Source organism: Mycobacterium sp. SM3041, assembly GCF_039668335.1.
Classification (GTDB): domain Bacteria; phylum Actinomycetota; class Actinomycetes; order Mycobacteriales; family Mycobacteriaceae; genus Mycobacterium.
In genome coordinates this window covers 279574-301572 of record NZ_JAYXBQ010000044.1, presented here as the reverse complement: position 1 = coordinate 301572, position 21999 = coordinate 279574, and the positions used below count along the sequence as shown (strand labels likewise).

Annotated in this window: 20 protein-coding genes; 6 read left to right on the top strand and 14 right to left on the bottom strand. The window is 69.0% G+C overall.

Features of this window, described 5'->3' with window-relative positions; genetic code table 11:
- Window positions 1-84 precede the first annotated feature (84 nt).
- Both VXD91_RS13645 and VXD91_RS13640 read left to right on the top strand, forming a co-directional pair.
- Window positions 85-1110 (top strand): PLP-dependent cysteine synthase family protein, encoded by a 1026-nt coding sequence (locus tag VXD91_RS13645; RefSeq protein ID WP_346415698.1) that lies wholly within the window; start codon window positions 85-87, stop codon window positions 1108-1110.
- Window positions 1110-2342, top strand: coding sequence for an MFS transporter (locus VXD91_RS13640; protein ID WP_346415697.1), 1233 nt, complete (start codon window positions 1110-1112; stop codon window positions 2340-2342). Before VXD91_RS13645 ends, VXD91_RS13640 begins: the two co-directional genes overlap by 1 nt.
- 112 nt (window positions 2343-2454) lie before the next feature.
- Here the strand turns inward: VXD91_RS13640 and metK are convergent, their stop codons facing one another.
- The 5 genes from metK to mihF all read right to left on the bottom strand — a co-directional run bounded on the left by metK (window position 2455) and on the right by mihF (window position 6333).
- Window positions 2455-3663, bottom strand: a complete 1209-nt coding sequence (gene metK, locus VXD91_RS13635; protein WP_212811544.1) for a methionine adenosyltransferase — start codon at window positions 3661-3663, stop codon at window positions 2455-2457.
- Window positions 3664-3773: 110 nt separating this feature from the next.
- Entirely contained in the window at window positions 3774-5033 is a 1260-nt protein-coding gene (gene coaBC, locus VXD91_RS13630) for a bifunctional phosphopantothenoylcysteine decarboxylase/phosphopantothenate--cysteine ligase CoaBC (protein WP_212811545.1), read from the bottom strand.
- 19 nt (window positions 5034-5052) lie between these two features.
- Window positions 5053-5346: a DNA-directed RNA polymerase subunit omega gene (gene rpoZ, locus VXD91_RS13625; protein ID WP_020101623.1), complete on the bottom strand. Its 294-nt coding sequence runs from the start codon at window positions 5344-5346 to the stop codon at window positions 5053-5055.
- A 75-nt stretch (window positions 5347-5421) separates the two neighbouring features.
- Window positions 5422-5976 carry a guanylate kinase gene (gene gmk, locus VXD91_RS13620; protein ID WP_090562820.1) on the bottom strand — a complete coding sequence of 185 codons (555 nt, stop codon included), beginning with the start codon at window positions 5974-5976 and terminating at the stop codon, window positions 5422-5424.
- Window positions 5977-6015: 39 nt separating this feature from the next.
- On the bottom strand, window positions 6016-6333 hold the full coding sequence (mihF, locus tag VXD91_RS13615; RefSeq protein WP_011894593.1) for an integration host factor, actinobacterial type: 318 nt from the start codon (window positions 6331-6333) through the stop codon (window positions 6016-6018).
- Window positions 6334-7090: 757 nt separating this feature from the next.
- Here mihF and VXD91_RS13610 point away from each other — a divergent pair.
- The 3 genes from VXD91_RS13610 (at window position 7091) to VXD91_RS13600 (ending at window position 9052) form a co-directional block, all read left to right on the top strand.
- Window positions 7091-7462 (top strand): hypothetical protein, encoded by a 372-nt coding sequence (locus tag VXD91_RS13610; RefSeq protein WP_212811547.1) that lies wholly within the window; start codon window positions 7091-7093, stop codon window positions 7460-7462.
- 164 nt (window positions 7463-7626) lie between these two features.
- A complete protein-coding gene (locus VXD91_RS13605; protein ID WP_212811548.1) occupies window positions 7627-7986 on the top strand; it encodes a hypothetical protein in 360 nt (119 codons plus the stop codon).
- A gap of 31 nt (window positions 7987-8017) precedes the next feature.
- Complete coding sequence (locus VXD91_RS13600) at window positions 8018-9052, top strand: DUF2330 domain-containing protein (protein ID WP_346415649.1); 1035 nt, start codon at window positions 8018-8020, stop codon at window positions 9050-9052.
- On the opposite strand, the gene pyrF is transcribed toward VXD91_RS13600, so the two are convergent.
- The 8 genes from pyrF to VXD91_RS13560 form a co-directional block, all read right to left on the bottom strand.
- A complete protein-coding gene (gene pyrF / locus VXD91_RS13595) occupies window positions 9040-9846 on the bottom strand; it encodes an orotidine-5'-phosphate decarboxylase (RefSeq protein WP_346415648.1) in 807 nt (268 codons plus the stop codon). The two genes, VXD91_RS13600 and pyrF, sit on opposite strands and share 13 nt — an antisense overlap.
- On the bottom strand, window positions 9843-13184 hold the full coding sequence (carB, locus tag VXD91_RS13590; RefSeq protein ID WP_212811551.1) for a carbamoyl-phosphate synthase large subunit: 3342 nt from the start codon (window positions 13182-13184) through the stop codon (window positions 9843-9845). The genes pyrF and carB overlap by 4 nt, the downstream gene beginning before the upstream one ends.
- On the bottom strand, window positions 13184-14311 hold the full coding sequence (gene carA / locus VXD91_RS13585; protein ID WP_212811552.1) for a glutamine-hydrolyzing carbamoyl-phosphate synthase small subunit: 1128 nt from the start codon (window positions 14309-14311) through the stop codon (window positions 13184-13186). Before carA ends, carB begins: the two co-directional genes overlap by 1 nt.
- Window positions 14308-14811 carry a transporter gene (locus tag VXD91_RS13580; RefSeq protein WP_212811553.1) on the bottom strand — a complete coding sequence of 168 codons (504 nt, stop codon included), beginning with the start codon at window positions 14809-14811 and terminating at the stop codon, window positions 14308-14310. The genes carA and VXD91_RS13580 overlap by 4 nt, the downstream gene beginning before the upstream one ends.
- A complete protein-coding gene (locus tag VXD91_RS13575) occupies window positions 14808-16091 on the bottom strand; it encodes a dihydroorotase (protein ID WP_346415646.1) in 1284 nt (427 codons plus the stop codon). The genes VXD91_RS13580 and VXD91_RS13575 overlap by 4 nt, the downstream gene beginning before the upstream one ends.
- Complete coding sequence (locus VXD91_RS13570) at window positions 16088-17041, bottom strand: aspartate carbamoyltransferase catalytic subunit (RefSeq protein ID WP_133426673.1); 954 nt, start codon at window positions 17039-17041, stop codon at window positions 16088-16090. The genes VXD91_RS13575 and VXD91_RS13570 overlap by 4 nt, the downstream gene beginning before the upstream one ends.
- Entirely contained in the window at window positions 17038-17607 is a 570-nt protein-coding gene (pyrR, locus tag VXD91_RS13565) for a bifunctional pyr operon transcriptional regulator/uracil phosphoribosyltransferase PyrR (protein WP_318984540.1), read from the bottom strand. The genes VXD91_RS13570 and pyrR overlap by 4 nt, the downstream gene beginning before the upstream one ends.
- A 68-nt stretch (window positions 17608-17675) precedes the next feature.
- Window positions 17676-18980, bottom strand: a complete 1305-nt coding sequence (locus VXD91_RS13560; protein ID WP_346415696.1) for an MFS transporter — start codon at window positions 18978-18980, stop codon at window positions 17676-17678.
- 111 nt (window positions 18981-19091) lie between these two features.
- Here VXD91_RS13560 and VXD91_RS13555 point away from each other — a divergent pair, with 111 nt between their 5' ends.
- Window positions 19092-20306 carry a serine hydrolase domain-containing protein gene (locus VXD91_RS13555; protein WP_346415645.1) on the top strand — a complete coding sequence of 405 codons (1215 nt, stop codon included), beginning with the start codon at window positions 19092-19094 and terminating at the stop codon, window positions 20304-20306.
- Here VXD91_RS13555 and VXD91_RS13550 read toward each other — a convergent pair whose 3' ends face one another.
- Entirely contained in the window at window positions 20307-21977 is a 1671-nt protein-coding gene (locus VXD91_RS13550) for a sulfatase-like hydrolase/transferase (protein WP_346415644.1), read from the bottom strand.
- Window positions 21978-21999 lie beyond the last annotated feature (22 nt).

Sequence of the window (21999 nt, the reverse complement as noted above, 5' to 3'; positions counted from 1 at the left end):
TCGACCAATCTCACCCTGCCCAGAAAAACCGCTCGACCGGCTTCGGGTCCGTGCCGGCTGGCCCGCTACGACCGGCCCGGCACCATGGTCGGCGGCACCCCGGTGCTGCGGATCACCGCCCCGTTCACCACCGATGACCGCGGCTTCTGGGCCAAGCTCGAAGGCGTCAACCCCGGCGGCATGAAAGACCGGCCCGCCCTGTACATGGTCGAACGCGGCCGGGCCCGCGGCGACCTGCTGCCCGGCGCCCGGATCGTCGAATCCACGAGCGGCACACTCGGACTCGGCCTGGCCCTGGCCGGCACCGTGTACGGGCACCCGGTCACGCTGGTGACCGATCCGGGCATGGAACCGATGATGCTGCGCATGCTGGCCGCATATGGCGCCGACATCGACCTGGTCACCGAGCCGCACCCGACCGGCGGCTGGCAGCAGGCCCGGCGCGACCGGGTGGCCCAGATCCTGGCCGGCGACCCCACCGCCTGGTACCCCGACCAGTACAACAACCCCGACAACGTCGACGCGTACCGCGATCTCGCCCTCGAATTGCAGTCGCAACTGGGCTCCGTCGACGTCCTGGTGTGCTCGGTCGGCACCGGCGGGCATTCGGCCGGGGTGGCAAAAGTGTTGCGCGAGTTCAATCCGGACCTGTTGCTGATCGGCGTCGACACCATCGGGTCGACGATCTTCGGCCAGCCCGCGCAGAGCCGGCTGATGCGCGGCCTGGGGTCGAGCATCTACCCGGACAACGTCGACTACGACGCGTTCTCGGAGGTGCACTGGGTGGCACCCGCCGAGGCGGTGTGGGCGTGCCGGGCGCTGGCCTCGACCAGCTACGCCAGCAGCGGCTGGAGCGGCGGCGCGGTGGCACTGGTCGCCGGTTGGGCGGCACGCCACCACGACGCGGACACCACGATCGCCGCGATCTTTCCCGATGGGCCGCAACGGTATTTCGACACCATCTACAACGACGACTACTGCCGCCAGCACGGCCTGCTCGGCATCGAGCCACCCGCCGAGCCCGCCGTGATCGCCGACCACACCGAGCGCGTGGTGCATTCGTGGACCCGGTGCACCACGGTGCGCAGGCCCGACGCGGCGGCACTGTGATGCAGGTGCTCACCCAGTTCCGCAGCTTCGGCTGGCCCAGCCGGGTGCTGATGCTCAACCAGTTCGGCATCAACCTCGGCTTCTACATGCTGATGCCGTACCTGGCCGGGTACCTGGCCGGCCCGCTCGGCCTGGCCGGCTGGGCCGTCGGGCTGGTGCTCGGGGTACGGAACTTCTCACAGCAGGGCATGTTCATCGTCGGTGGGACGCTGGCCGACCGGCTCGGCTACAAGCCGCTGATCGTGGCGGGGTGCCTGTTGCGGACAGCCGCATTCGGCTTGCTGGCGGTCGCACAGTCCCTCCCGGTGCTGCTGATCGCCTCGGCGGCAACCGGTTTCGCGGGGGCACTGTTCAACCCGGCGGTGCGGGCCTACCTGGCCGCGGACTCCGGCGACCGGCGGGTGGCGGCGTTCACGGTGTTCAACGTCTTCTATCAGGGCGGCATCCTCGCCGGCCCGCTGGTGGGCCTGGCCCTGATGGCGCTGGACTTCCGGGTGACGGCGGGCATGGCGGCCGTGGTGTTCGCGGTGCTGACCATCGCGCAGCTGTTCGCGCTGCCGAAAGACCACGCCGATCACGCTGCCGCCGAACGGGTCTCGGTCCTGCACGACTGGCGCACCGTGCTCGCCAACCGTCCCTTCCTGTTGTTCGCGGCGTCGATGGTGGGCACCTACGTGGTGACGTTCCAGGTGTACCTGGCGTTGCCGCTGCACGCCGCCGTGCTGTCGCCGCACCACGAATCGGCCATCGTAGCGGCAGTTTTCGCGGTGTCGGGCCTGGTGGCCATCGGCGGCCAGATCCGCATCACGGCCTGGTTCACGGCACGCTACGGCCGCGTCCAGTCGCTGACCATCGGCGTGCTGGTGCTCGCGGCGGCGTTCGTCCCGCTGATCGTGGTGCCCGATGACCGATGGGGTCTGCCGGCCGCGGTGGCGGCGCTGTTGCTGACGGCCGCGCTGCTGGCCGTCGGCTCGGCCGCGGTCTATCCGTTCGAGATGGACACCGTGGTGTCCCTGGCCGGCGAGCGGCTGGTGGCGACGTACTACGGCTTCTACAACACCATCGTCGGCATCGGCATCCTGGTGGGCAATCTCGCCACAGGTGCGCTGATGGAGACGGCGCGTCATGCCGGCCGGCCGGAGCTGATCTGGCTGTCGCTCACGGTGATCAGCCTGCTGGTCGCCGTGGCGCTGTACCGAAGCCGTCGACTGGAGCCACAGCCGGTCGCCTGATCAAACACAAATGCCCCCGCAGTGCGGGGGCATTTGTCTTCGTGACGGGTTTAGACCGAAGCCTGATTGTCTGACTCCTCAACGCGGCTCGTTCCTCGCCGCTTGATCGTCGTCAGACGGAAGCCTTCAGGTCGTCGACCTTGTCCAGCTGCTCCCACGGCAGTTCGATGTCGGTGCGGCCGAAGTGGCCGTAGGCGGCGGTCGGCGCGTAGATCGGGCGCAGCAGGTCCAGGTCGCGGATGATCGCGCCGGGACGCAGGTCGAAGACCGAGGTGATGGCCTTCTCGATGCGGGCCGGGTCGAAGTGCTCGGTGCCGAAGGTCTCGACGAACAGGCCCACCGGGGCGGCCTTGCCGATGGCGTAGGCGACCTGGACCTCGACGCGGTCGGCCAGGCCGGCGGCGACGACGTTCTTGGCCACCCAGCGCATCGCGTACGCCGCGCTGCGGTCCACCTTTGACGGGTCCTTGCCCGAGAAGGCGCCGCCGCCGTGGCGGGCCCAGCCGCCGTAGGTGTCGACGATGATCTTGCGGCCGGTCAGACCGGCGTCACCCATCGGGCCGCCGACGACGAAGTTGCCGGTCGGGTTGACCAGCAGCCGGAAGTCGGAGGTGTCCATGGTGTCGTGGGCCAGGTCGGCCAGCACGGTCTCGACGACGTGGCGGCGGATGTCCGGCGCCAGGGTCTTGTCCAGGTCGACGCCCTCGGCGTGCTGGGTCGACAGCACCACGGTGTCCAGGCGGACCGGGACGTTGTCGCGGTACTCGATGGTGACCTGGGTCTTGCCGTCGGGCCGCAGGTAGTCGACGGTGTTGTTCTTGCGGACCTCGGTGAGGCGCCGCGACAGCCGGTGCGCCAGCGCGATGGGCAGCGGCATCAGCTCGGGGGTGTCGTTGATGGCGTAGCCGAACATCAGGCCCTGGTCGCCGGCGCCCTGGGCGTCCAGCGGGTCGCCGGCACCCTCGACGCGCGCCTCGTGGGCGGTGTCGACGCCCGCGGCGATGTCCGGGGACTGCGCGCCGATGCCGATGTTCACGCCACAGGTGGCGTAGTCGAAGCCCTTGTCGGAGTGGTCGTAACCGATCTGGCGGATCCGGTCCCGGACGATCAGCGGGATGTCGGCAAACGCCTCCTTGGCGCTGGTGGTCACCTCGCCCACGACGTGCACCTGACCCGTGGTCACCAGGGTCTCCACCGCAACCCGCGACTTGGGATCCTGCGCGAGCAGCGCGTCCAGCACCGAATCGCTGATGGCGTCGCAGATCTTGTCCGGATGTCCTTCGGTCACTGACTCGCTGGTAAACAGCCGACCTTCACTCACGTCGCAAATCCCTTCCAAAACTTTAGTCCGCGCATAATATCCACGCCCGGCCAACAACTGTCGTGTACCCCTGCACAGCAAACCCGTCCCGCGGCGCGGTCAGGCGATGTTCATTCGTCCTTGCCGCGCAGGAAAGCCGTGATCGCATCGGCGATGCGACTGGCCATCAAGGTCTTGGACCCGTGCTCCAGCGCCGACTCGGCTCCGTCCGCCGCCAGCAACCAACCGTCGTTGACGTCGACCTCGAAGGCCCTGCCGTTCCCCACCGCATTGACAACCAGCAGGTCACAGCCCTTGCGCTGCAGCTTCGCCCGGGCGTGGAACAGCACGTCGCCGTTGGCGTCGCCGGTCTCGGCGGCGAATCCGACGATGGCGCGCAGGTTCGGCAGCTGACCGTCGGTGCGGGCGCGCACCGCGCCGGCGAGGATGTCGTCGGTCCGGGTCAGTTCGATGACGGGGGCGCCGTCGGTTTCGCCGGGGCCGTGCGTCTTTTTGATCTTGGTGGTCGCTACCTCGGTGGGACGGAAGTCCGCGACCGCGGCGGCCATCACGAGGACGTGCGCGTCGGACACGTACTTGAACACCGCGTCCCGCAGCTGGGCTGCCGAGCTGATGTGCACGACGTCGACGCCCGCCGGGTCGGCCAGGCCGACGGTGTTGCCGGCGATCAGGGTGACCTCGGCGCCGCGCTGGGCCATCACGCGTGCGACGGCGTAGCCCTGCTTGCCGGAGCTGCGGTTGCCGATGAAGCGCACCGGATCGATGGCCTCGCGGGTTCCGCCGGCGGTGACGACGACCTTGACGCCGGCCAGGTCGCGGGGCAGCGCGTCGCCGCGCTCCAGGAGCAGCTGGGCGAACGTGGTGATTTCTTCGGCCTCAGGCAGCCGTCCGGCACCGCTGTCGGCGCCGGTGAGACGCCCGGAGGCCGGGTCCAGCACGACGACGCCCCGACGCCGCAATGTCGCGACGTTGTCGACGGTGGCCGGGTGCATCCACATCTCGGTGTGCATCGCCGGGGCGAACAGCACCGGACAGCGCGCGGTGAGCAGCGTGGCCGTGAGCAGATCGTCGCCGCGCCCCGCCACCGCGCGCGCCATCAGGTCGGCGGTCGCCGGTGCGACCACGACCAGGTCGGCCTGCTGGCCGAACCGGACGTGCGGCACCTCGGAGACGTCCTCGAACACTCCCGTGTGCACGGGATTGCCGGACAGTGCTTCAAACGTGGCGGCGCCGACGAACTTGAGCGCCGACTCGGTCGGCACGACACGGACCGAATGCCCGGCCTCGCTCAGCTGACGAACCAGGGTGCACGCCTTGTAGGCGGCGATACCTCCGGCGACTCCGACGACGATGCGTTTGCGGTCGGCCATGTCCGGCGCCTACGCGGCCTTACTCGCCCTCGGTGTGCTCGAGCAGGTCGCCGTGGATCTCGCGCATGGCGATCGACAGCGGCTTCTCCTGCAGGCCCGGCTCGACCAGCGGGCCGACGTACTCGAGGATGCCGTCACCGAGCTGGTTGTAGTAGTCGTTGATCTGGCGCGCCCGCTTCGCGGCGTAGATGACCAGCGCGTACTTGCTCGACACCCGATCCAGCAGCTCGTCGATCGGCGGGTTGGTGATACCCAGCGGCGTGTCGTAGGCGATGGCGGCGTCGGAGTCGATGCTCTCGACAGTGGTGCTCACGAAGGATTCTCCCGGCGTTCGGTGTGAAGATTGGTGTCGCTATCAGCGATATCTGTGCGGTAAGGCGCAGACCGCTCAGCGGCCCACCAGCAAGGATACCAATTCTGCACAGGCGGATTCCAACTGACTGTTCACAACAGTCACATCGAAACTGTCCTGAGCGGCCAGTTCGGCCCGCGCGGTATCCAGGCGACGGGCCTGCACCTCGGCACTCTCGGTGCCGCGGCCGATGAGCCGGCTCTCCAGCGCCTCCCAGCTGGGTGGCGCGAGGAACACCGTCAGCACCTCGGGCATGGCTTCTTTGACGGCCCGGGCACCGGCCAGATCGACCTCGATGAGGACGGGCCGACCTGCGGCGATGGCTTCCCGCACCGGGCGGGCGGGGGTGCCGGAGCGCTGCAGTCCCCCGTGGATTTCGGCCCATTCGAGCAGCTCGCCGTCATCGATGAGGCGCTGGAACTCGTCGGCCGAGACGAATGTGTAGTCAACACCGTCGACCTCGCCCGGACGCGGTGCACGCGTCGTGGCGGAGACACTGAAATGCAGGTCGGGCACCCGCTCACGCAGGCAGCGCACGACCGTGGATTTGCCCACGGCAGAGGGGCCGGACAGCACAACAACACGGTTCATCGCCGTCCGGCCCCTACTGCTCGTCAGTCTTGCGTCAGATCAGGAAAAGTCGAACTTTTCCAGCAGGGCCTTGCGCTGACGGTCGCCCAGGCCGCGCAGACGGCGGGTCGGAGCGATCTCCAGCTCGGTCATGATCTCCTGAGCCTTGACCTTGCCGACCTTGGGCAGAGCTTCCAGCAGAGCGGAAACCTTCATCTTGCCGAGGACCTCGTCGGTCTCGGCGTCCGTCAGGACCTGCTTGAGGTTGGTGCCGCCGCGCTTGAGCCGGTCTTTCAACTCGGCACGTGCTCGACGTGCGGCAGCAGCCTTCTCCAACGCTGCCGCGCGCTGTTCGTCGGTCAACTGGGGAAGGGCCACGGGGTTCCTCCGATTCTCCGTCAAATAATTTCTGTCACGGCTGGGGTGAACCAGCCAGCGACGACGACCGTACCCACGCTTCCCGACAAGCGCTAACCCCACCCCCCGGGTAACGAAGCTAAAACCCCAGCGTGTAGTGCGAACGGCGGCTCCGGGTGGCCGCGAAGTGCAAGCTCGGCAAGACCCGTTTCGGGGCACCTTCGCCACAGATCTGCCTGCGTATCAAGGGTTTTGAGCACTCAGTGGGATGACCGCCGCGCGGCCGGTACCGCGCCCGGCCGATTTTCGGGCCGCCATCCGGGGTTTGTCAGGAAAATTTTCGCAGGTCACGGCGTGTCGGGCGTGTCGGTGGCGGGCCGAACCGGTCGGTGCACCGCCCGCGCGCCCGGAGGCCGATTTGGGCGGTTGAACCGCCCAAATCGAGGGCTTTTTGCCGGTTGGACGGCCGCTTCAGCACCCTCCGGCGCGGCCGGTGAAACACGGATGAGCGCCACCACGCAGCCTCCGCAAACTCAGGCGCGGCGCGGACAACCGACTCGACCGGCCCGCCACACAACGCCCCGACGGTCGGTTTGCGACGAAACCGTTTCCCGCCCAACGTCTTCCCAGATGGACGCCTTCCCCACAGCCAACGATCAGCGCCGGGTGACCGAACCGTTGCGGCATACACAGCACACACCTAACGACGCCAAAGTGAGCGCACATTAGGCGGTCCTAACTTCAATGGCGAACCCATCACGAGGAGGACTGAGCAGCGATGAACCTCAAACGAGCGTTGACCGCATCCACCCTGGCAGCCGGCATCGGCGTCGCCGGGCTGTTCGGCGTCGGCCTGGCCGGCGCGAACGCCGACCCGGGCTGCCCGCCGAACGCGCCGTGCGGCCAGCACGACAACCGCGGACCGGGTGACAACCGGGGCCCGGGTGACAACCGTGGCCCGGCGGCGCCGGTCGGCCGTGACGACAACTGGCACGACAACCAGGGCCGCGACTGGCAGCACCGCGGCATCGACGACGCTCGCTTCGACCACCAGCCATTCGACTACAACGGCCAGTGGGTGAACCCGGTGTGGGACAACGGCCACAACGCGTGGGGCTTCTGGCTCGGCCCGATCTGGATTCCGCTGTGATCGCCACCCGCTGATCGTGACGACCACGAGACGGCCCGCCACATCCCGTGGTGGGCCGTCTCGTCGTCTTCCAGGCAGCGCGCGAAACCGGCTCCCACGCACGCACAGCAAACACCTAAGTACAGCTAATTGCACGCCCATCGAACCGCCATAGCGTCAGCGGTATGAAGATCAAGCAGGCAGTTACCGCATCCACCCTGGCAGCCGGCATCGGCGCCGCCGGACTGTTCGGCATCGGGCTGGCGACAGCGAGTGCGGACCCGTGGTGCGGGCCGGGCGCACCATGCTGGGGCCACGATGACCACCGCGACGACCGTGGCGGCTGGCAGCGCGGCGTCGACTGGCACCAGGACCGGGACGGCTGGCGCGACGACCGCGGCCGGGACTGGCGTGGCCGCGGCATCGATGACGGCCGGTTCGACCACCAGCCGTTCAGCTACAACGGTCAATGGGTGAACCCGGTGTTCGAGCCGCGATTCAGTGCGTGGGGCTTCTGGCTCGGCCCGATCTGGATTCCGCTGTGACCTGAGGTGCACGGCCGGTACGTTCATGCCGATGGCTGTCGCGTACCGGTTCCTGTGCGTCCTGATCCTGATGTTCGCCACCCTGACGGCGAACATCGCGGCGCCGGCATGGGCCTGCGGTTGCGGTGCCTACATTCCGGACCGCGCCGGCGCCGCCGTCGTCGACGAGCGGGCCCTGATCGCCTGGGATGGCAGCACCGAGGACATCCTGATGTCGTTCGGCGTGCGCGGCGCCTCGGAACGGGCCGCGTGGGTGATGCCCGTGCCGTCGGCCGCGCACGTGACGTTGGGCGACGCGGGAGTGTTCACCGAGCTGGCGCGTATCACCGCGCCCCGGGTCGAATACCGCGACAGCTGGTGGCCCACCTTCGACTGGCTCACCGAGGGTTCACGAGGCGCGCTCGAGAGTGCGGGTGCGCGACCCGGTGGCGTCAGCGTGCTGGGCAATCAGCGGATCGGACCGTTCGACGTCACACGCCTGGCCGGCGACGACCCCGCGGCCCTGGCCGGGTGGCTGACAGCCAAGGGCTTCCCTCACCCCGACGGCCTCGATGCCAACCTGGCCCCGTACGTCGCGGACCGCTGGGAGATCGTCGCGATCCAGCTCGCCCCCGATGCCGCCGGCGCGACATTGTCGGGGAACTTGCAGCCCCTGCGGCTGTCGTTCGCCTCGGACACCGCCGTCTACCCGATGCGGCTGTCCCGGTCGGCGACGGCGCCGCAGCGGGTCGATCTGTACGTGCTGGCCGACCACCGGATGGATCCCCGCGCGGTGCCGGTGCCCGGCAACGCGCCGACGCTGCAGTACGCCGGACGCGTCGACACACCGGCGCTCGCCGAGTATCGGGGCCGCTATCTGACCAGGTGGACCGACTACCTCGATGAGCCGAAGCGCATCGACGGCGACTACACGTTCACGCGTGCGACGACCGATGCCGACTACACACAGGTCATCTACCGGACCCGCAACCACGGCGGCGTCACGGGCATGGCGCTGATCGCCGCCGCACTCGGCGCCGCGGCGCTGGTCGCGGTGCTCTGGTGGCGCCGGCGTCAGGCCAGATAGGCCACAGCGTCGCGGAGCTTCTCCCCCGCGGCCCGCACGGCCGCGACGTCCGGCCCGGCCCGCAGCACCTCACGCGACACCGCCGGCAGCAGGGTGCCCGGCTGAGCGCCGCCGAGACCGGCAAGCGCGTCGGGGCGACCGCCCTGCGCGCCGACGCCGGGCATCAGCACCGGTCCGCCGAGCTGCGACAGATCCGGAACCTCGGACAGCGTGGCGCCGACGACGACACCGACCGAGCCGTCGCCCGCGGCATTCACCGCGGCGACATCGTCGACGATCGTCTGCGCCACGGTGCGCTCGCCCGCCACCGCGCGCTGCACCGACGCACCCTCCGGGTTCGACGTGGCGGCCAGCACGAAAACCCCGCGGCCGTGGACGGCCGCGACATCGAGCAGCGGCTGCAGCGAGCCGAAGCCGAGGTACGGCGACGCCGTCACCGCGTCGGCGGCCAGCGGCGAATCGCCCGCCCACGCCTGCGCGTAGGCGGCCATGGTCGAGCCGATGTCACCGCGCTTGGCGTCGGCCAGCACCAGGACGCCGGCCTCCTGCAGCCGGGCGATGGTGCGTTCCAGCACGACGAAGCCCGCCGAACCGTAGGCCTCGAAGAACGCGACCTGCGGCTTGACGATCGCGAAGCCCGCGAACGCCTCGACGCAGATGTCGCTGAACGCCGCGACACCGTCGGCCGACACCGGCAGACCCCAGGCGCTCAGGAGCTCGGGGTGCGGGTCGATGCCCAGGCACAGCGGACCCCGCTGTGCCATGGCGGCCCGCAACCGCGAGCCGAAGCTCACTTCGCGCCCAACTGGCTGTGCAGCTCCTGCAGCGACCGCACGCCGATGTCGCCGCGGATACCGGCCTCAATGCCCTGCACCGCGGCCGACGCGCCCTGCACCGTCGTCACACACGGGATGCTGGCCGACACCGCGGCCGAGCGAATCTCGTAGCCGTCGATGCGCGGACCCGAGTTGCCGTACGGCGTGTTGATCACCATGTCGACCTCGCCGGCCTTGATGGCGTCGACCGCCGACATCGCCGGACGGTCCGGGCTGGGCTCTTCGAAGTTCTTGCGCACGACCTCGCACGGAATGCCATTGCGGCGCAGCATCTCCGCGGTGCCCTCGGTGGCCAGCACCCGGAAGCCGAGGTCGGCCAGACGCTTGACCGGGAACACCAGCGAGCGCTTGTCGCGGTTGGCCACCGACACGAACACCGTGCCGCCCGAAGGCAGCGAGCCGTAGGCCGCGGTCTGGCTCTTGGCGAACGCGGTACCGAAATCGCTGTCGATACCCATGACCTCGCCGGTCGACTTCATCTCCGGCCCGAGCAGCGAATCCACCTGCGAGCCATCGGCTTTGCGGAACCGGTGGAACGGCAGGACGGCTTCCTTGACCGCGATCGGCGCATTGGGCGCGACGCTGGCGCCGTCGCCCTCGGCGGCCAGGATGCCCTCGGCCCGCAGCTCGGCGATGGTGGCGCCCAGCATGACCCGGGCGCAGGCCTTGGCCAGCGGCACCGCGGTGGCCTTCGACACGAAGGGCACCGTGCGGCTGGCGCGCGGGTTGGCCTCGAGGACGTAGAGCACGTCGTCCTTGAGCGCGTACTGCACGTTGAGCAGACCGACCACGCCGATGCCGTGGGCGATGGCCTCGGTGGCCTTGCGCACGGCCGCGATGTCGGTGCGGCCCAACGTGACCGGCGGCAGCGCACAGGCCGAGTCGCCGGAGTGGATGCCGGCTTCCTCGATGTGCTCCATCACGCCGCCGATGTAGACCTCGGTGCCGTCGCACAACGCGTCGACGTCGATCTCGATGGCGTCTTCCAGGAACCGGTCGACCAGCACGGGGTGTTCGGGCGAGAGCTCAGTGGCGCGCTCGATGTAGCCCTGCAGGGTCTGCTCGTCGTAGACGATCTCCATGCCGCGGCCGCCCAGCACGTACGACGGGCGCACCAGCACCGGGTAGCCGATGTCGGAGGCGATCCGGCGGGCCTGCTCGAAACTCGTTGCGGTGCCGAAGCGCGGAGCCGGCAACCCGGCCGCGCGCAGCACTTCACCGAACTCGCCGCGGTCCTCGGCCAGGTCGATGGCCTTGGGGCTGGTGCCGACGACGGGCACCCCGGCCTTCTCCAGCCGGTCGGCCAGGCCCAGCGGGGTCTGGCCACCGAGCTGCACGATCACGCCGACCACACCCGGGCCGCCGGCGCCGGAGGCCTGCTCGGCGTGGTACACCTCCAGCACGTCCTCGAAGGTGAGCGGCTCGAAGTACAGCCGGTCCGCGGTGTCGTAGTCGGTCGAGACCGTCTCCGGGTTGCAGTTCACCATGACGGTCTCGAAACCGGCCTGGCTCAACGTGGTTGCCGCGTGCACGCAGCTGTAGTCGAACTCGATGCCCTGCCCGATGCGGTTGGGGCCCGAGCCCAGGATCAGCACCTTGGGCTTCTCGGTCTGCGGCGCCACCTCGGTCTCGGCCGCCGGGTCCAGCTCGTAGCTGCTGTAGTGGTACGGCGTCTTGGCGTCGAACTCGGCCGCGCAGGTGTCGACGGTCTTGTACACCGGCCGGATGCCGAGCCGCTCACGCAGCGCGCGCACACCGGCCTCGCCCGCCAATTCCGGCCGCAGCGCGGCGATCTGGCGGTCGGACAGGCCGCTGTGCTTGGCGCGGCGAAGGAGGCGCTCGTTGAGCACGGGCGCGTCGACGAGTTCGCCGCGCAGCGCCACCAGCGTGGCGATCTGGTCGACGAACCACGGGTCCACACCCGAGGCCTCGGCGACGACCTCGACCGAACCACCAAGGCGCAGCGCCTGTTCGATGTCGTACAGCCGGCCGTCGGTCGCGGTCCGCAGTCCGGTGAGCAGTTCGTCGAGCGTCTTGTCGGGATCGGTTCCGGTCCAGAACCCGGCGCGCTTGGTCTCCAGCGACCGCATCACCTTGCCGAGCGCCTCGATGAAGTTGCGGCCCAACGACATCGCCTCACCCACCGACTTCATGGTGGTGGTCAGCGTCTGGTCGGCGCCGGGGAACTTCTCGAACGCGAACCGCGGTGCCTTGACGACGACGTAGTCCAGGGTCGGCTCGAAACAGGCCGGGGTTTCCTTGGTGATGTCGTTGACGATCTCGTCCAGCGTGTAGCCGATGGCCAGCTTCGCGGCGATCTTGGCGATCGGGAAACCCGTTGCCTTGGAGGCCAATGCGCTCGACCGCGATACACGCGGGTTCATCTCGATGACGATGAGGCGGCCGTCGGCCGGGTTGATGGCGAACTGGATGTTGCAGCCACCGGTGTCGACGCCGACCTCGCGCAGGATGGCGATGCCGAGGTCGCGCATGATCTGGTACTCGCGGTCGGTCAGGGTCATGGCCGGCGCGACGGTCACCGAGTCGCCGGTGTGCACGCCCATCGGATCGAAGTTCTCGATCGAGCACACGATCACGACGTTGTCGTGGTGATCGCGCATCAGCTCGAGCTCGTATTCCTTCCAGCCGTAGATCGATTCCTCGATCAGCACGTTGGCGGAAGGCGATGCGGCCAGGCCGTCGCCGGCCATCCGCTCGACGTCCTCGTTGGTGTAGGCCATGCCCGAACCCAGACCGCCCATGGTGAAGGACGGCCGGACCACTACCGGCAGGCCGAGGTCGGCGACGGTCTCGCGGACCTCGTCCATGGTGAAACAGACGCGGCTGCGGGCGGATTCGCCACCGACCTTGGCGACGATGTCCTTGAACTTCTGCCGGTCCTCGCCGCGCTGGATGGCGTCGAAGTCCGCGCCGATCATCTCGACGCCGTACTTCTCGAGGACGCCGTTCTCGTGCAGCGCGACCGCGGTGTTGAGCGCGGTCTGCCCGCCGAGGGTGGCCAGCACCGCGTCGATCTTGTTTCCACGCTCGGCCTGCTGCGCAAAAATCTTCTCGACGAATGCCGGGGTGATGGGCTCGACGTAGGTGTTGTCGGCGTACTCCGGGTCGGTCATGATCGTCGCCGGGTTGGAGTTGATCAGGCTGACCTGCAGCCCCTCGGCGCGCAGCACGCGACAGGCCTGGGTGCCCGAGTAGTCGAACTCGCAGGCCTGGCCGATGACGATCGGGCCGGACCCGATCACCAGGACGTGGTTGAGGTCTGAGCGGCGTGGCATTACTTCTCCCCTGCCATGAGATCGGCGAACTTGTCGAACAGGTACTCGGCGTCGTGCGGACCGGCCGCTGCCTCCGGGTGGTACTGCACCGAGAAGGCGCGCCCGTCGAGCAGCGAAACACCTTCCACCACACCGTCGTTGGCGCAGGTGTGGCTGACCACGGCGCGGCCGAACGGGGTGTCGAACTCTTCCCCGGCCTCGCCTTCCAGTGCGAAGCCGTGGTTCTGCGCGGTGATCGCGATGCGTCCGGTGGCCTGCTCCACCACCGGGATGTTGATACCGCGGTGGCCGAAGGTCATCTTGTAGGTCGAGCGACCGAGCGCACGGCCCAGAATCTGGTTGCCGAAGCAGATGCCGAACAACGGGATTCCGGCCGAGAGCACCTGCTGGGTGAACTCGACCATGTGGTCGGCGGTGGCCGGGTCACCCGGGCCGTTGGACAGGAACACGCCGTCGACCTTGAGGGCGGCGACCTCGTCGAACGTCACCGATGACGGCAGCACATGGCTGCGGATGCCGCGGGCCGCGAAATTGCGCGGGGTGTTGGTCTTGATCCCGAGGTCGATGGCCGCGATCGAGAAGCGCTCCGCACCAACGGGTTCGACGACGTAGCGGTCGCCAGTACTGACCTCGCCGGCCAGGTCGGCACCCAGCATCGACGGCTGGTTGCGGACGCGGTCCACCAGGGTGTCGATGTCGGCCAGGGCCGGGCCGGAGAAGACACCGGCCTTCATCGACCCGAAGTTGCGCAGGTGCCGCACGATGGCGCGGGTGTCGACGCCCGCCACACCGACGATGCCCTGGCGCACCAGTTCGTCGTCCAGGGTGCCGGTGGCGCGCCAGTTGGACGCCCGCGGCGACGGGTCGCGGACGACGTAGCCGGCGACCCAGATCTTGTCGTCGCGGCTCTCGTTGTCCTCGCCGTTCCAGCCGGTGTTGCCGATCTGCGGCGCGGTGGCCACCACGATCTGCCGGTGGTAGCTCGGGTCGGTCAGCGTCTCCTGGTAGCCGGACATGCCGGTGGAGAACACCGCCTCACCCAGTGTCTGGCCCACGGCGCCGAACGGTGTCCCGGTGAACACCCGGCCGTCCTCCAGCACCAGTACGGCGGTCTGGTCACTCGTCACTTACTGTCCTCCTCAACCCATTTGGCCAGTTCGCGACGGTCGTCGCTGCGGAATCCGGTATCGATTTCGGTACCCGACGGCAGCCGCCACCGGATGGCGAGAATCCCGTCGTACGTGAGCACCTTGCCGGCGATGGCCCGCTCGGTGCGGATCGCGGTGATGGATTCGTCGGGAATCCAGATCGGGCTGCCGCCCGTGAGTTGCAGCATGATGCCCTCGGGGTAGCGCGTCAGCACGGCCTTGCTGCGAAACCCGAGTGAGCCCACCGCAATTCGGTCCTGCCAGCTCGGCGCGAACGTGCTGCCGATGTACATGCCCTTGGTGGCCGGCACGATCGCCGGTCCCACGGTGTCGGGCAGCGCGGGCAGCAGGCCGACGGCGCCGGCCTGCCGCTGCACCCGGTGCACCCAGCCCTTGAGCATCTGCCGGATCGCGAAGCCCAGCAGCACCACCACGACGGCGGCCAGCACCAGGTAGGTGATCAGAGTCCCTGTGTTCATGCAGGCGACTGCCCATCCCGCGCGGTCACCTTGCCGCGCAGCATCGTCAGCGTGACGGTGGCGGGCAGCGTCATCGACTCGTACGGCGTGTTGTCCGAGCGGCTGGCCAGGCCGGTGCCCTGCACCGTCCAGGTCGCGTCGGGGTCCACCACGGTCAGGTTGGCGGGTTCGCCGACCGCCAGCGGGCGGCCCTGGTCGGGCAGACCGACGATGGCGGCCGGCGCCTCGCTCATCACACGGGCGACGTCGCGCCAGCTGAGCAGTCCGGGCGCCACCATGGTCTCGACCACCACCGACAGCGCGGTCTGCAGGCCGAGCATGCCGGGACGGGCGTGGGCGAACTCGCACATCTTCTCGTGCTCGGCGTGCGGCGCGTGATCGGTTGCGACGCAGTCGATCACGCCATCGGCCAGCGCCTGGCGCAGCGCCTCGGCGTCACTGGCCTCGCGCAGCGGCGGGTTGACGCGGTTGCGGCCGTCGTAGTCCGCGAGCCGGCTGTCGTCGAGCAGCAGGTGGTGCGGGGTGACCTCGGCGGTGATCGAAATACCCTGCGCCTTGGCCCATTTGATCAGCTCGACGGTGCCCGCGGTGGAGGCGTGGCAGATGTGCACCCGGGCCCCGGCATCGCGGGCCAGGATCGCGTCGCGGGCCACGATAGACTCCTCGGCCGAGCGCGGCCAGCCGGCCAGTCCCAGCCGGGCGGCGTTCGGGCCCTCGTGGGCGACGGCGCCCACGGTCAGGCGCGGCTCCTCGGCGTGCTGCGCGATCAGAACCCCAAGTCCCGCAGCGTATTCCAATGCCCGGCGCATCACCAGCGGGTCATCGACGCAGATGCCGTCGTCGGAGAACATCCGGACCTGCCCGGCACCGGCGGCCATGAGGCCCATCTCGGTGAGCTGCTTACCCTCGAGCCCGACGGTGACGGCGCCGACCGGGTGTACGTCGACCAGGCCGACCTGCTGTCCCCGGTGCCAGACGTGGTCGGTGACCACGACGGTGTCGGCGACCGGATCGGTGTTGGCCATGGCGAACACCGCGGTGTAACCGCCGAGTGCGGCTGCCGCCGAGCCGGTTTCGATGTCCTCGGCGTACTCGCGGCCGGGCTCGCGCAGGTGGGTGTGCAGGTCGACGAAGCCGGGCAGCATGATCTGGCCGGCGGCGTCGATGACCTCGTCAGCGGTCAGGCCGGTACCGATCTCGACGATCTGGCCGTCCGCGATCAACACGTCGACCGGATCACCCTCGCCGTACAGCCGGACCCCGCGAATCAAAACCGTCATGAGATCACCCCCACCCCTTCAGGCCCAGCACCCACGAGAAGCTGGAACAGTACTGCCATGCGAACATGCACCCCATTCGAAACCTGTTGCAGTACAGCTGATTGCGAAGAATCGGCGACCGACGAGGCGATCTCCATGCCGCGCAGCATCGGACCGGGGTGCAGCACCACCGTGTCCTCGCTCAACCCGGCCAGGCGCTTCTCCGACAGCCCGTAGCGCACCGAGTACTCGCGCGCCGACGGGAAGAACGCGCCGTTCATCCGCTCGGCCTGCACCCGCAGCATCAGGACCGCGTCGGCGGCCGGCAGTTCGGCGTCCAGGTCGTGCGAGACCGTCACCGGCCAGTCCCCGACCCCGACCGGCAGCAGCGTCGGCGGCGCCACCAGCACGACCTCGGCGCCCAGCGTCGACAGCAGCGAGACGTTGGAGCGCGCCACCCGGCTGTGCAGGATGTCGCCGACGATCACCACGCGCCGGCCCTCGAGACCGCCCAGGCGCTGGCGGATGGTCAACGCGTCGAGCAGCGCCTGCGTCGGATGCTCGTGGGTGCCGTCACCCGCGTTGATCACCGAGGGCCCGCCGTGTTCGTCGCGGGTCCACGCCGCAAGTTGTTGTGCCGCACCGGAAGCCGGGTGCCGGATGATGAGCGCATCGGCGCCCGCGGCGCGCAGGGTCAGCGCGGTGTCCCGCAGCGACTCCCCCTTGGCGACCGACGAGCCGGAGGCGCTGACGTTGATGACGTCGGCGCTCATCCACTTGCCGGCCACCTCGAACGACACCCGGGTACGGGTGGAGTTCTCGTAGAACATCGTGATGACGGTGCGGCCGCGCAACGTCGGGAGCTTCTTGACGTCGCGGCCCAGCAGCGCCTCGCGGAACTTGTCGGCGTCATCGAGGATGGCCGTCGCCGCATCGCGGCTCAGGTCCGAGGCGGACAGCAGATGCTTCACCTGGTGGGTCCTCCGTAGGGGGCAATCGACACGGACTCGGTCCCGTCTGTTTCGGCGAGCCGCACCTTGACGTTCTCACTGCGCGACGTCGGGACGTTCTTGCCGACGTAGTCGGCGCGGATGGGCAGCTCGCGGTGGCCGCGGTCGACGAGGACGGCCAGCTGCACCATGCGGGGGCGGCCGATGTCACGCAGCGCGTCCAGAGCCGAGCGCACCGAGCGGCCGGAGTACAGCACGTCGTCGACGAGGATCACCGTCGCGTCGTCGATGCCGCCCTCCGGAATCGAGGTCGAAGCCAGTGCCCGCGGCGGTTTGAAGTTCAGGTCGTCGCGGTAGAGCGTGATGTCGAGCGCACCGGCCGGCAGCTCGACACCGGAGAATTCCTTGACCTTCTCGGCGATGCGGGCGGCGAGGGTGACGCCGCGCGTCGGAATGCCGAGCAACACCACGCGCGGGGCGTCGGGCGCGTCGAGCGCGGTCTTTTCGATGATCTGGTGCGCGATGCGCGAGATGGTCCGGCCGACGTCGGCAGCGGACAGCAATTCCCGGTCGGTGGAGTCACCCACGAGACACCGGACCTCCTTCTCCGCCTCTCTGGACGGATCGTTAAAGGACGTCTAACTAGCCGCGTAGCTTAGCAGGCCGCCACGGCGTCACCGTCACGCATGTCATCCTGCGCATCGTCGAGCTCGGTGCCCCGAGTTTCCGGCAACACCAGCGTGCAGACGATGCTGACCAGCACGAAGACGGCGATCAGCAGCCCAACGGCCCAGCTCCCGAGGGCGGCGACGAGCGGCCCGGCGACCAGCGGCGGCAGCGCGCCGCCGACGATCCCGGCGAGATTGAAGGCCATGCCCGCGCCGGTGTAGCGGTATCGGGTGGCGAACGTCTCAGGCAGGAACGCCCCGATGGGCCCGTAGGCGAGCCCGAAGATGCAGAAGATGCCGGCGATCGCCACCGCGAAGGCCACCGGCGACCCGGAGTCGATGAGCGGCATGACGAGGAACGCCCACGGCAGCGCCAGCCCGAAACCGACCAGGATGACGCGGCGCCGCCCGTACCGGTCACACAGCACCGCCGAGATCGCCGAGAACACCATGAGCGACACCCCGGCCAGGACCCCGACCGACAGGATCAGCGTCCGCGGATGGTGGATGCGGGTGCTGGCGTAACTCATCAGGTAGGTGCCGCCGAGGAAGCTCATGGTGAAGATGCCGACCATGCAGCCGGCACCGAGCAGCACCTGCTTGCTCTGCCGGCGCAGCAGCTCTCCGAACGGGGCGCGGGGCACGGTGCCGCGCTTCTGCTCGGCGACGAACACCGGCGTCTCGTCGATGGTCAGCCGCACGTACAGCGCCACGGCCAGCAGCACGGCGCTGAACAGGAACGGCAGCCGCCAGCCCCAGTCCAGGAACACCGGGCTCTTCTCCCCGATCGTCACGTTGGCGATCAGCACCACCAGGTTGCTGACGGCCAGACCCGCGCCGGCGCCCAACTGCGTGAACATGCCGTACATACCGCGTTTTCCGGCCGGGGCGTACTCGGCACTGAGCAGTGCCGAGCCGGCCCACTCCCCGCCGACTGCGAAGCCCTGGAACACCCGCAGCGTCAGCAGGATGATCGGCGCGGCCAGGCCGATCGACGCCGTGCTGGGCACCAGGCCGACACCGACGGTCGACAACCCCATGATGAGCAGCGTCGCGACCAGAGTCTTCTTGCGGCCCAGCCGATCTCCGAAATGGCCGAAGACCGCCGCGCCGATCGGGCGGGCCAGGAACGCGACCGCGAACGTGGCCAGCGACGAGATGGTCGCCATGGCGGGCGGCAGGTTCGGGAAGAACACCTGCGGGAAGATCAGCGCCGCGGCCGTCCCGTAGATGTAGAAGTCGTAGAACTCGATCGCGGTGCCGATGAAACTGGCGAACGCCACCTTGTTCATCGGTGTGCTCGGGGTCGACACGTCAGCAGCCACGTCAGGCAGTATCGCCTACCTTCCCGATGGTTCGGACCGTACCGCGACCATCCCACCCCCACCGGTTAACGTGACGGGGTGAATCTCGACGCGAACACCGAATCGGTCAGCGCGGCGATCGACACCGGCCTGCTGGCCGGCGCGGTCACGCTGGTGTGGCAGGACGGCGCGGTGCGGCAGGTCAACACGCTCGGCCACCGCGACGTGGAAGCCAAGCTGCCGATGGAGCGCGACACCGTCTTCCGTATCGCGTCGATGTCCAAGCCGATCACGGTCGCGGCGGCCATGACGCTGGTCGACGAGGGCCGGCTCGCTCTGACCGACCCCATCGCGAACTGGATTCCCGAACTCGCCAACCCGCGCGTGATGACGAGCCTCGACGGACCCTTGGACCGGTCCGTGCCCGCCCGGCGGCCCATCACCGTCGAGGATCTGATGACCCACCGCGGCGGTCTGGCCTACGGATTCACGGTGCCGCCGCCATTGGGCCGCGCCTACAACAAGCTGCAGTCGCTGCAGGATCCCGACCGCTGGCTGGCAGAGCTGGGACAGCTGCCGCTGGCGCACCAGCCCGGCGACGCGCTGACCTACAGCCAGTCGACCGATGTGCTGGGCTTCCTGCTGTCGCGCGTCGAGGGCAAACCGCTGCCAGATGTGTTGGCGGAGCGCATCTTCAAACCGCTGAACATGGTCGACACCGGTTTTGCGGTGACGCATTCGGGCCGGCGGCGCGCGGCGACCATGTACCAGCTGGCCGCCGACGGGGACGCCCTGCGCCTGCAGCCCGGGAAGATGGGGCCACCGCAGGTGATGCCGCCGACGTTCTGCGCCGGCGGCGGCGGACTCTGGTCGACCGTCGACGACTATCTGACGTTCGCGCGGATGCTGCTGGCCGGCGGCGAGGTCGACGGCGTTCGGCTCCTGTCGGAGGAATCCGTGCGGTCCATGCGGACCGACCGGTTGACCGCCGAGCAGAAGTCGCAGAACTTCCTGGGTGCACCGTTCTGGATCGGCCGCGGCTTCGGGCTGAACCTGTCGCTGGTCACCGACGAGGCCAAGGCGGCGCCGTTCTTCGGTCCCGGCGGCCCCGGAACGTTCAGTTGGCCGGGCGCCTTCGGCACGTGGTGGCAGGCCGACCCGAACCCGAACCTGATCCTGATCTACCTGATCCAGAATCAGCCGGAGCTCAGCGTGGATGCCGCGGCAGCTGTCGCCGGCAATGCCTCGCAGGCCAAACTCCGTTCGGCGCGACCGAAATTCGTGAAGCGGACGTACCAGGCGCTGGGGCTGTAACTAGCCGGCCCGCGCGGCGGTGAGCCGCTGCATGTCGGCCATGCCCTGCTCCTGAGCGTCGTGCATCCAGGCCGGCAGCGGGGCCCGCAGCTCGGGCACCACCTCGTTTTCGAGCAACCCCTGCAGCGTGGCCTGCTTGCTGCTGCGGCCCGCCTGGTTGTCGAGTTCCTGTGCGCCCGAGGGCGATTCGTAGTCGTATAGCTCGTAGTCGATCTTGCGGCTGTGGTCGGCTTCCATGCCGCCGGGCTGCCAGTATGAGTAGCGGCCGAGCTTCGCGTCGGGCGTCCGCACGGCGACGATGTGGCTGGGCGCCGATGTCGGTATCTCGGTGGGCACCGCGCCGCCGCCGAACATCTTCTGCACCGCAGGCGATTTCATCAGCGTCGCCATCTCTTCGACCGACATGTCGTCGGTCGCGTGGGCCACCCACCGGCGGCCCGCTGCACCGGAATCGGCCGCGATGGCGGCGATGTCGCCGCGCGCCTGCAGGTAGGCGTAGCGGCTGTCGGAGCGCCAGCCGTTGCCGCCGGCCGCGATGGTGAGCAGCAGCGGTGCGATGTCGACGCTCGAGGTGAGCTGCCGCCGGCGCTCACCGGGTTTGGGGGTCAGGTGACCGGCCGGGTCGTGGATGTACAGCGGCACCCGGATCGACTCCTCATAGATGGCCGCGCCCTTGCCGCGCAGGCCGTGCGAGCCGGCGTACTCGCCGTGGTCGGACGTGAACACCACGACGGTGTCGCGCTCGATGTCGGGGCGGGACGCGAGGGTGTTCAGGACGCGGCCGATCTGGACGTCCACCTGCTGATGCAGCCACAGGTAGTTGTCGAGGCACCGGGCCCACTGCGCTGCCATGTCGGGACCCGAATACGGCACCGGGCCGGTCATCAGCGGCGACATGAAGTTCATGTAGTCGATCTGCAGCTGCGGCTTGCCCCGCCGCCGCAGGTCGTCGGCGTTCTCGAAGTTGACGGGTGTCCCGGAGAACACCCGCGGAACATCGTCCGGCAGTGGGTTTCTCGGCCACCAACAGATGTCGTGCGGGTTCACCAGCGACACCGTGGTGCACCACGGGCCACTGCCCGCGTGGTCGGCGAACCAGCCGTCGAACTGGTCGGCGATGGTGTGGTCGACCTTGAGCCCCTGGTTCGGGCCACCGTTGGGCGACGGGTACGTGCCGCCGGAGAAACCGTGGGCGTCAAGGCCGTCGGGGGTGGTGTCGGAGATGTGGCCCAGGTGCCACTTCCCCCACCACCAGGTCCGGTAGCCCTGGTCGCGGAGCATGGTGCCCCACGTCGGGAAGCGTGGCGCCAGGGTGGATTCGGTGGGGCCTTCCCCGGTGTACAGGCAACCCGTTTGATGCGAGTAGAGCCCGGTGGTCAGGACGCCGCGCGACGGCGTGCACATGTTGGATGCCGAGTAGTGGGACTCGAAGGACACGCTGCGCTGTCGCAGCCGGTCCAGGTTGGGTAGCAGTTCGCCGAGTTGTCTGGCATCGGGAAACCATTGGGGCGCCCGCATCTGGTCGACGATGATCACCAGGATGTTGGGTCTGCTTGCCGAGTGCTCGCGGCCGCCCCGCGACAGTAGCTGGTAGCCACCGACCCCCGCCGCAGCCGCCCCCGCTACCGCCGCCGTGCCTTTGAGAACTGTGCGCCGGTCGATGTCCGCCATGGGGCCAGCCTAGGGGCGAATG

Excerpts from the sequence above, each read along its gene's own strand:
- VXD91_RS13600 (WP_346415649.1), top strand. The coding sequence starts at position 8,018 with ATGGCTGTCGCGTACCGGTTCCTGTGCGTCCTGATCCTGATGTTCGCC.
- VXD91_RS13560 (WP_346415696.1), bottom strand. The coding sequence starts at position 18,980 with ATGAACAAGGTGGCGTTCGCCAGTTTCATCGGCACCGCGATCGAGTTC.
- VXD91_RS13610 (WP_212811547.1), top strand. The coding sequence starts at position 7,091 with ATGAACCTCAAACGAGCGTTGACCGCATCCACCCTGGCAGCCGGCATC.
- VXD91_RS13575 (WP_346415646.1), bottom strand. The coding sequence starts at position 16,091 with ATGACGGTTTTGATTCGCGGGGTCCGGCTGTACGGCGAGGGTGATCCG.
- VXD91_RS13580 (WP_212811553.1), bottom strand. The coding sequence starts at position 14,811 with ATGAACACAGGGACTCTGATCACCTACCTGGTGCTGGCCGCCGTCGTG.
- gmk (WP_090562820.1), bottom strand. The coding sequence starts at position 5,976 with ATGAACCGTGTTGTTGTGCTGTCCGGCCCCTCTGCCGTGGGCAAATCC.
- VXD91_RS13550 (WP_346415644.1), bottom strand. The coding sequence starts at position 21,977 with ATGGCGGACATCGACCGGCGCACAGTTCTCAAAGGCACGGCGGCGGTA.
- VXD91_RS13605 (WP_212811548.1), top strand. The coding sequence starts at position 7,627 with ATGAAGATCAAGCAGGCAGTTACCGCATCCACCCTGGCAGCCGGCATC.
- VXD91_RS13640 (WP_346415697.1), top strand. The coding sequence starts at position 1,110 with ATGCAGGTGCTCACCCAGTTCCGCAGCTTCGGCTGGCCCAGCCGGGTG.
- VXD91_RS13645 (WP_346415698.1), top strand. The coding sequence starts at position 85 with ATGGTCGGCGGCACCCCGGTGCTGCGGATCACCGCCCCGTTCACCACC.
- carB (WP_212811551.1), bottom strand. The coding sequence starts at position 13,184 with ATGCCACGCCGCTCAGACCTCAACCACGTCCTGGTGATCGGGTCCGGC.
- coaBC (WP_212811545.1), bottom strand. The coding sequence starts at position 5,033 with ATGGCCGACCGCAAACGCATCGTCGTCGGAGTCGCCGGAGGTATCGCC.